The organism is Candidatus Woesearchaeota archaeon (assembly GCA_016180285.1).
Taxonomy (GTDB): domain Archaea; phylum Nanobdellota; class Nanobdellia; order Woesearchaeales; family JACPBO01; genus JACPBO01.
The window spans coordinates 1-7,931 of the sequence record JACPBO010000014.1 but is presented as its reverse complement, the minus strand read 5'-3'; the positions used below and the strand labels follow the sequence as shown (position 1 = coordinate 7,931).

Below are 7,931 nucleotides of genomic sequence, written 5' to 3'. Positions count from 1 at the left end.
GCGAAGAATTGCACGGAAAATCTTGATGAAAATAATCTATAACTCCGATGCAAAAGAATACGGCGGGATACGGGCGAAGATGAGATTAACCAATGTCCGCTACCTTTCCAATAAAATGGTAAGCCCGAATTGGATAGATATATTTCCAAATGCTGCTCTGTTTGTTATTATTCTCAAGACCCCAATTGCATTTGTAGTGAGAGATAAAGAACTGGCCAATAGTTTTCGGGCGTATTTTGATATCATGTGGGCGAATTCCAAAGAATAATTAATTTTTGGTGTTTTCGCGCAGCACAACAAAAAACCTTATAAACCTCATATATTAACCAATAAGCATGATTTACTCTAAAGAATACACTAATGGCTATCGTCATGAAAGATTTGAAAATACATATAAAAAAGCAATAAATCTTGTTAAAATAAACAAAAAAGACAGAATTTTAGAGATTGGCTGCGGAGATGGTTATTTTGTAAAAAAATTGATGAGATATTCTAGAAGATGTGGTGGCATCGACCTGAACAAAGATGCAATAAAAAGTTCAAAACTAAAGAATTGTTATGCTATGAATGCTGAAAAATTAAGATTTAAAAAAGAGTCTTTTGATAAGATCTTCTCCATTCACACCATTGAGCACATTCCTGATTTGGAAAAAGCATTTTCGGAGATGAGCAGTGTATTAAAAAAGAATGGCAAGATTATTCTGATTTATCCACTAGAGCCGATCAGAGGGCTATTTGAAACATATAGCTCTTTAAGGACTTATGGCCACCCATTTAATGGCCGAAAATTTCATCTTCATAAATTATCATTAAGAGAAGTCAGAAGTTTAGCTAAAAGGCACAATTTTAATGTAATAAAAAATGGCTTTTTATTTGCTGATTTCTGGCTTTATCCTCAATTTTTTTCAATTTTAGAGAAAAAATAGGAAATTTGTAAATGGATAAAATAAACTGACTTCAATGGCGCATATATACAAATGTGTCGGAAATCTGTAAATCAACAAAAAACCTTATAAACAACCTCTGTTCATTATGCGCCATGATAAAAGAGGATATGAGGGATTTCGGGAGATTCTACCATGTGCTGAATGTTCTGTTCAAAAACAGGCTCGGCTACTTTCTTGAAAAGCACGGGCTGCATATTTACCTGCCATTCCATAAAAAATTAATGAGGCACAAATTCATTGCGCCATTAAAGCCAGAAGTAAGATGGAGGCAGGCATTCGAGGAATTAGGCGGAACTTTTGTTAAGCTGGGGCAGCTGCTTAGCTTAAGGCCTGATTTGGTTCCTTTTGAATACTGCGAGGAATTCCAGAAGCTGCAGGATGATGTGCCGGCTTTTCCGTTTTCCGAAGTTAAAAAAATAGTTGAAAAGGAACTGAAAAAGCCATTAAACAAAATCTTCAGGTCTTTCAATGAAACGCCTATCGGCTCTGCGTCTATCGGCCAGGTGCATGAAGCGGTGCTGAAAAACAACAAGAAGGTTGTTGTAAAAGTGCAGCGGCCTCATATAGACCAGATAATGAGAGCAGATATTGATATTCTTTATACATTTGCGAAGATGATTGAAAAAGGCAGAAAATTCTCAAATATTACGCCGACAGAGATCATGAATGAATTTGAAAAATATACGAAAAAAGAGCTGGATTATGTCCTTGAAGGAAGAAACATAGACCAGTTCTACCAGAATTTTGAAAACTCAAAAACAATCAAGATTCCAAAAGTCTACCTGGATTACACAACAAGCAGAGTGCTGACAATGGAATATATTAAAGGGACAAAGCTGAAAGATATGGATGACAAGAAGATTGACAGAAAGCTGGTGGAAAAGATAGCTGCTGATGCCATATTGAAGCAGGTTTTTGAGGATGGATTTTTTCATGCAGACCTTCATCCGGGAAACATATTGCTGACAGGCCATAAAATAGCATTTCTTGATTTTGGAATAGTGGGCTATATGAGCAAGCAGCTTAAAAACCAGTCGCTGGATTTGTTCATAGCATTGCTGGAGAAGGATTCCAGAGAAGTAAAAAGCCTATTGATGAAAATAGGAAAATCAGATGATGCCATTGGATTAGAAACATTTGAGGATGAAATTACTGAAGTGATCAATGAATGGCGAGGCGCGCAGATAAGGCAGATGAACATAACAAGCATGCTGCGAAATTTGCTTAATCTCTGCTTTAAGCACAATATAAAGATGCCTGCGAATATAATTTTGTTTGCGAAAGCGCTGATTACATTGGAAGGATCGGCCAAGCTGATAAATCCCGAGTTTGACATCAACGAGTATGCTGAGCCATATGTGAAGAAAATTCTGGCTAACAGGGCAAGGCCCAGCGAGCTGATCAGGGCATTTCTGAAGAAGGGCAGGGAAATAAAGGAAATTCTTGATGAATTTCCTGAGAAAGCAAAGGAGATAATTGACAAGGCAGCAGCAGGCAAGATAAAGCTCGACATAGAGGATGAAGAGATTAAAAAACTCGGTTTCGAGATAGACAAGTCAAGCAACAGATTGGCATTGGGCATGATAATCGGGGCAATAGTTATCGGGATGGCTCTGCTTATGAAAACGCAATATGAGTCATACGCATTTGCCGGAATGGCTGTTGTTTTTGTATTAGGCGCAGTGCTGATAATATCGATTTTGAGGGAAGGAAAATATTAGGAGGTGAAAAATGATAAAAGAAGCCAAGAAAATAGCAAAGCTCGGCATAAAAGCAGTTTCAATAACAAAGGGCATTGCAGAGAGGGAGATAAGGTATTTGATGAAGAAAGGCGTGCTGCCGAAAAAAGACGGATTTGCATTGCTGCTCAGGATAATGAATGAAGCAGAGAAGCAGAGCAAAGGGATTGAAAAGAATTTGAGGAAACTGGCCAAGAGGGTGCTGAAGTAATTTTGAACAAATATTTATAAAGAGGCAAAACACTCTGTCTTTATGAATTCCGAGATATTTGAAAAGATAATAAAATCCCTAAATACAGCCTCAGAAAATCAGGGAAGCTATTGCGCATTTGCGGACAAGTCATATAAGCCGGTCAGGGTTTCCAAGGATAATTTTAAAGAGATCAAGGCTGCAAATAATAAAAATAAGATTGCATTTATTGACGGCGGAAATGCGGAGCTGCTGTCCGCCTCTAATTTTTCTCTGCAGCTGATACGGCTTTATTATACGATATATAAAGAAAATAAAAGAATCAAAGCAGAGAAATTTGAATTTTATTTATTGGTCAATTCGCTGAATGAGGGTGATGATATTTTTTATAAGACAGAAATATTCCCTGTAAATTTTGATATCGAGTCCTTTTCATTCAATTCTTATGATGCTACAATAAAAGAAGGCAGCAACCAGATAAGCATATCAAAAATAGGCGATGTAATAAGGAGATTTTCTGAGATAAAGCTTGCATCAGATATTGCCAAAGAGCTTGAAACAGGCGACATCATTGTTTTAGACGGCACATTGCAGGCAAATTATACGAATGAAAAAAATTTACTTGATATGCTTTATAATGAAGCCGAAGAAAGAGGCATAACAATAACAGCGCTTTCAAAAACTTCAGCATTGTTCACCGAAACAGGAGGCTCTTTTGTTGCTTTGCTTGAGGGCATTTCTCCTTACAGGAAATGGTTTTATCATCCTGTTGCTGAAATAAACAGCGAAAAGCACAAGGCAGAACTGTTTGTCTTTAAATTAGATGAGAGATCGAGTTATATTCTTAGATTTGAGGCTTATAAAAACGTTAAATTTGATGTTAATGGCATAGTTTCAGGGCTTTCGCTTAATGCTTCTGACCCTGTGCTGCCAGGCTATCCTTACGGCATGATAGAAGCAGACAAGTTTGCAAGAATTCCAAATGAAGAAAAAGAGGCGCTGAAGATGGCATTTGCTGTCAAGGCAGGAAAGGGCTGGAAGAAGATAGCAGCGTTTCTAAATACAAGGAACCTTCATGAGCTGTTGGATAAGATAGGGTTTTAGCTAAAATCCCAAAAACTACCCTCTTTATAAACAATTTCCGAAACCTTTATATATCACTTATTCCAGAGTATACTTGCTTATAAATCAGAAGCGATGCTTTTGGTTAAAAAAAGGAGGTGTTCATAAAATGGACAAAAAGGTAGGAGAGTACGCCTTTATAGTTGGCGTAATTATTGCATTAGTGCTGGGCCTGTTAGGCGGTCTAGAAGCATTGCAACCTGCTGATCCATGGCTGGTCTCCATACTTGTGATATTGGGACTGGTAATCGGATTCTTGAATGTAACAGGAAAAGAGACAATGCAGTTCTTGACAGTTTCAGCTATATTGGCTATTGTACTGTATGTAGGAGGAGCAGCACCTGGGCTGAAGGACATACTATATGTCGGCAGTTATATCGAAAGTATAGTGAAATATATAATGGCGATAGTAGTGCCTGCAGTTGTTGTAGTTGCCCTTAAAGAGATCGTAGACATGGCCAAATCAAAGTAGATTTTTATTTTATTTTTTCTTTCTTTTTCTTTTTGGCAAAAAGCTTATAAATAAGGTTAGTTAAGAATAATGCATGTATGATGTCATAACAATCGGCTCTGCTGTTGTCGACACTTTTGTTGATACGGGAAACAGGCTTTTTCAAGATGTTCGCAGGGGATGCGTAACGGTTCCTTTTGGATCTAAAATTCTTATTGAAAATGTAAGGGTTGATACAGGCGGAGCAGGGACAAACACAGCAGCTGCATTTTCAAGATTAGGGTTTAAGGCTGCCTGCATAAGCAAGATGGGCTGCGGAATGAACTCCCGCAGGATAATGCATGCCCTGAAAAAAGAGGGTGTTGATACAAGCTTAATTGTTTGTTCTCCGAAAGGAAGGACAGGCTTTTCAATTATCCTTGATGCAAAGGGTCATGACAGGACTATTTTGGCATTTAAAGGGTCTAATGATGACCTGCATTATGATGAAATCAAGAAGTCAAAATTAAAAGCAAGGTGGTTTTATTTCGGGTCTATGCTTAATGGGTCATATAAAACAGTTGAAAAATTGTCTGGTTTTGCTGTAAGGAGCAATATAAAGATTGCATTTAACCCCAGCACTTATTTGGCTGAAAAAGGGGCTGTGCTTTTAGGAAAACTGCTCAAAAATATTGATGTGTTGATTCTAAATAAAGAAGAAGCAGGATATATTGCTGGAAAAAATCATGATATCGCTATTTTATTAAAAAAATTAAGAAAACTAGGGCCGAGAATTGCAGTCATAACAGATGGAAAAAAAGGAGCCCATTGCTATGATGGAACATATATTTATCATATTGCAGCGCATCATGTGAAGGTTGTTGAAGCGACAGGCGCAGGGGATGCTTTTGCCGCTTCTTTTATTGCTGGTTTGATGAAAGAAAAAGAGATTGAATTCTGCCTGCAGCTTGGGCTTGCAAATTCTGAATCTGTTATAACTAATCCTGGAGCCAAGAACAAGTTACTGCGTTGGAATGAAATTGTTGGAATGATAAACAGGAATCCGGGAAAAATAACGAAACAAAAGCTTTAAATAAAAACCATCTTCTGTATTTTATGGCTGAACAGGACTCAATGACCTATAAATGCCCTTCATGCGGCAATAATATCCGCGCTAATTTAAGCGATGGCATAACAGCTGTTTTCTGCCAGTACTGCAAGTGCAGAGTTGAGATTAAGTGAGATTTGATTTTTCTTAGGAATTATATCCGTGCTTTCCTTTTAATGGGACAAATGTGAAATAACCGAGCGATGCTGTTATTAATTTGCCGTTCTTTTTAATGCCTTTTACCATCTCCTGGCCGAGAACGCTTTCAACTGGAGCAACAATTATGCCGCCTTCTTTGAGCTGGTCAATTAATGGCTGCGGAATCTTCGGGCAGGCTGCAGTAACGATTATTCTGTCATAAGGAGCTTCTTTAGCATAGCCTTCGCTGCCGTCGCTATGCAGGATTTTTATATTATTTATTTTTAATTTTTTAATGTTGTTTTTTGAAAAATCAGCCAGCTCTTTTATTATCTCTGTTGTTATCACTTTGCCTTTTTCACCAGCTAGCTTTGACAATATTGCAGCCTGGTAGCCTGAGCCTGTTCCGATTTCAAGGATTTTTTGCCCTTCTTTGGCATCCAATGCATCGGTCATGATCATAACAGTTGTCGGCTGCGATATTGTCTGGCCTGCATGAATCGGCAGGGGATAGTCGCCATAAGCATCATGCTCATAGCCGCCAAGAATGAATTCCTCGCGCGGAACTGCTTTGAACGCTTCCAATACTTTTTCGTTTTTCACAATTTTTTCGTTTTTCCAGAATTTTATTAGCTGGTTTTTCATAGCATACGTTTAATTTATCCCGCCTCTATAATTTTATCATTAGTGTAGATTTCAACTGTTTTTTGTTCCTGTAGCTTTTTATCATTCGACCAAATAGGACACTTGAGTTTTAATGCAAGCGCAAAATAATGAACATCATCGACATCAGGAGATATTTTCTTGGCTTCTTCAGAATATTCTTTAAAATCGTTAAATAGAATTATTTTGATATTTGCCATTGTTATTATCTCGTTGAGAACTGATTTAATTTCATCACGAGATAATCCGCTTTTCTCTTCTACGTCCTTAATATGCTCATAAAATTCATTAAAAATATATTCAGGAATGTAAAACGAATGCCCGCTCAATAAAATAAAATGACGAACGTGGCTGTTTTTTATAAGCGCAGAGAACAAAATGTTCGCATCTATGACCAATTCCATTTAAATTCCTGCTAGAAATTTCTTTGAAACTGCTTTATTTATCTTTCTGCCAAGTTCAAGCGCATCCCTTTCTGTAAATTTGCTTTTGGCTAAAATAATATCCATTTTCTTCAGAATCACCAGCTTTTGGCGTATTGCCTGCCTAGCTATCTCTGACCAGTTCATTTCAGGATGCTGGTCCATTTCTGATTTCAATTCTTCCGGGACAGATAATGTTATGCTTACCATTTTTTCACCATTTGCATTATGTTTAATGTGTTTAATACGTTTATGTATATAAATGTTTCATTTTTCAAACTATTTATTTTCACTATTGAAAATAAAAACAAAAGATTTAAATAAAAAATAAATAAAAACTAAAAACATGCCACGAGGACGTCCGGTAAAAAGCGAAATAAGGCAGAATATTGTAGAAATTCTTTATTTTATTAAAGAGGGATATGGCTATGAGATTTACAATGCATATAGGGAGATATTCCCGAAGGTTACAATGAGGTCAATTTATTATCACCTTAAAAAAGGAATTCAGACAGGAGAGATACAGGTTGAGCAGGTTAAAACCGAAAAAGGGGAGTATTCGTGGGGAAGTGAAGCTGAGAAAGTGTATTATGGGCTTGGGAAAAAGGCAGCGCCGAAGATTGACAATAGGGTAAGGGAATTTTTAGAAAAGAAAAAGATGAAAAGAGTTTAGTAAACTGCATTCTTGGTTATCTTTTAGTTAATGGCGTATACCCCTCGTCGGTTAATATCTTTCTTGATTTTTCACCCAGATGCGCATATATCTCTAACATTTTTTTATATGTTTCTTCATATAGAGGGTCGTCTTTATCTACCGCCCTCTTTATACAATCTGTTGGAGTAAATTCCATCCTAGTTACAAAGAGGTTATCAATACTATTATCGGTTTTTCCGTTTTGGTCGGTTAATCCAACTAACCCGTCGTTGTTGAGGTCAAAAGCCTCGATTGTTTCTTTTTTTCCATCAAACCCTTCATGCTTGAATCTGTACATTACAAATGAACCAGCTCCTTCTTTGTTTTTGTATAGTACTAACGTAGATGTTGATAGTATATCCTTACCTTCTTCTGGAACTTCCATATATAAAACATTTTTTGAATATGTATTCAAGTCAATTCCTTCTTTCTCAAGCATTAGTGTAAAATCAGTTTTTTGCTTTTGTGATTGTTTTTG

The 7,931-nt window shown here is 36.9% G+C and carries 12 protein-coding genes; 8 read left to right on the top strand and 4 right to left on the bottom strand.

Translation table 11 applies throughout. The features are described from left to right. The first annotated feature begins 25 nt into the window (after window positions 1-25). The 7 genes from HYU07_03625 to HYU07_03595 all read left to right on the top strand — a co-directional run bounded on the left by HYU07_03625 (window position 26) and on the right by HYU07_03595 (window position 5,521). Complete coding sequence (locus HYU07_03625; protein MBI2129305.1) at window positions 26-268, top strand: hypothetical protein; 243 nt, start codon at window positions 26-28, stop codon at window positions 266-268. A gap of 67 nt (window positions 269-335) precedes the next feature. Further along, window positions 336-926: a methyltransferase domain-containing protein gene (locus tag HYU07_03620; GenBank protein MBI2129304.1), complete on the top strand. Its 591-nt coding sequence runs from the start codon at window positions 336-338 to the stop codon at window positions 924-926. Between the two features lie 113 nt (window positions 927-1,039). After that, window positions 1,040-2,668: an AarF/ABC1/UbiB kinase family protein gene (locus tag HYU07_03615; GenBank protein MBI2129303.1), complete on the top strand. Its 1,629-nt coding sequence runs from the start codon at window positions 1,040-1,042 to the stop codon at window positions 2,666-2,668. A 10-nt stretch (window positions 2,669-2,678) separates the two neighbouring features. After that, window positions 2,679-2,897, top strand: a complete 219-nt coding sequence (locus tag HYU07_03610; GenBank protein MBI2129302.1) for a hypothetical protein — start codon at window positions 2,679-2,681, stop codon at window positions 2,895-2,897. 42 nt (window positions 2,898-2,939) lie between these two features. Next, the gene (locus tag HYU07_03605) at window positions 2,940-3,980 is read left to right on the top strand and encodes a DNA double-strand break repair nuclease NurA (protein ID MBI2129301.1); all 1,041 of its coding nucleotides are present in this window, start codon (window positions 2,940-2,942) and stop codon (window positions 3,978-3,980) included. Window positions 3,981-4,107: 127 nt separating this feature from the next. Next, a complete protein-coding gene (locus HYU07_03600; protein ID MBI2129300.1) occupies window positions 4,108-4,470 on the top strand; it encodes a hypothetical protein in 363 nt (120 codons plus the stop codon). Between the two features lie 73 nt (window positions 4,471-4,543). Beyond that, the gene (locus HYU07_03595) at window positions 4,544-5,521 is read left to right on the top strand and encodes a carbohydrate kinase family protein (protein ID MBI2129299.1); all 978 of its coding nucleotides are present in this window, start codon (window positions 4,544-4,546) and stop codon (window positions 5,519-5,521) included. A 162-nt stretch (window positions 5,522-5,683) separates the two neighbouring features. On the opposite strand, the gene HYU07_03590 is transcribed toward HYU07_03595, so the two are convergent. From HYU07_03590 to HYU07_03580, 3 genes are read right to left on the bottom strand one after another with little or no spacing between them, the layout of a single operon-like run. Beyond that, entirely contained in the window at window positions 5,684-6,319 is a 636-nt protein-coding gene (locus tag HYU07_03590; protein ID MBI2129298.1) for a protein-L-isoaspartate(D-aspartate) O-methyltransferase, read from the bottom strand. Window positions 6,320-6,333: 14 nt separating this feature from the next. Next, window positions 6,334-6,741: a hypothetical protein gene (locus tag HYU07_03585; GenBank protein ID MBI2129297.1), complete on the bottom strand. Its 408-nt coding sequence runs from the start codon at window positions 6,739-6,741 to the stop codon at window positions 6,334-6,336. Next, window positions 6,742-6,969, bottom strand: coding sequence for a hypothetical protein (locus HYU07_03580; protein MBI2129296.1), 228 nt, complete (start codon window positions 6,967-6,969; stop codon window positions 6,742-6,744). Between the two features lie 136 nt (window positions 6,970-7,105). Here HYU07_03580 and HYU07_03575 point away from each other — a divergent pair, with 136 nt between their 5' ends. Beyond that, on the top strand, window positions 7,106-7,432 hold the full coding sequence (locus HYU07_03575) for a hypothetical protein (protein ID MBI2129295.1): 327 nt from the start codon (window positions 7,106-7,108) through the stop codon (window positions 7,430-7,432). A 16-nt stretch (window positions 7,433-7,448) separates the two neighbouring features. On the opposite strand, the gene HYU07_03570 is transcribed toward HYU07_03575, so the two are convergent. Next, window positions 7,449-7,892, bottom strand: a complete 444-nt coding sequence (locus HYU07_03570; protein ID MBI2129294.1) for a hypothetical protein — start codon at window positions 7,890-7,892, stop codon at window positions 7,449-7,451. Window positions 7,893-7,931 lie beyond the last annotated feature (39 nt).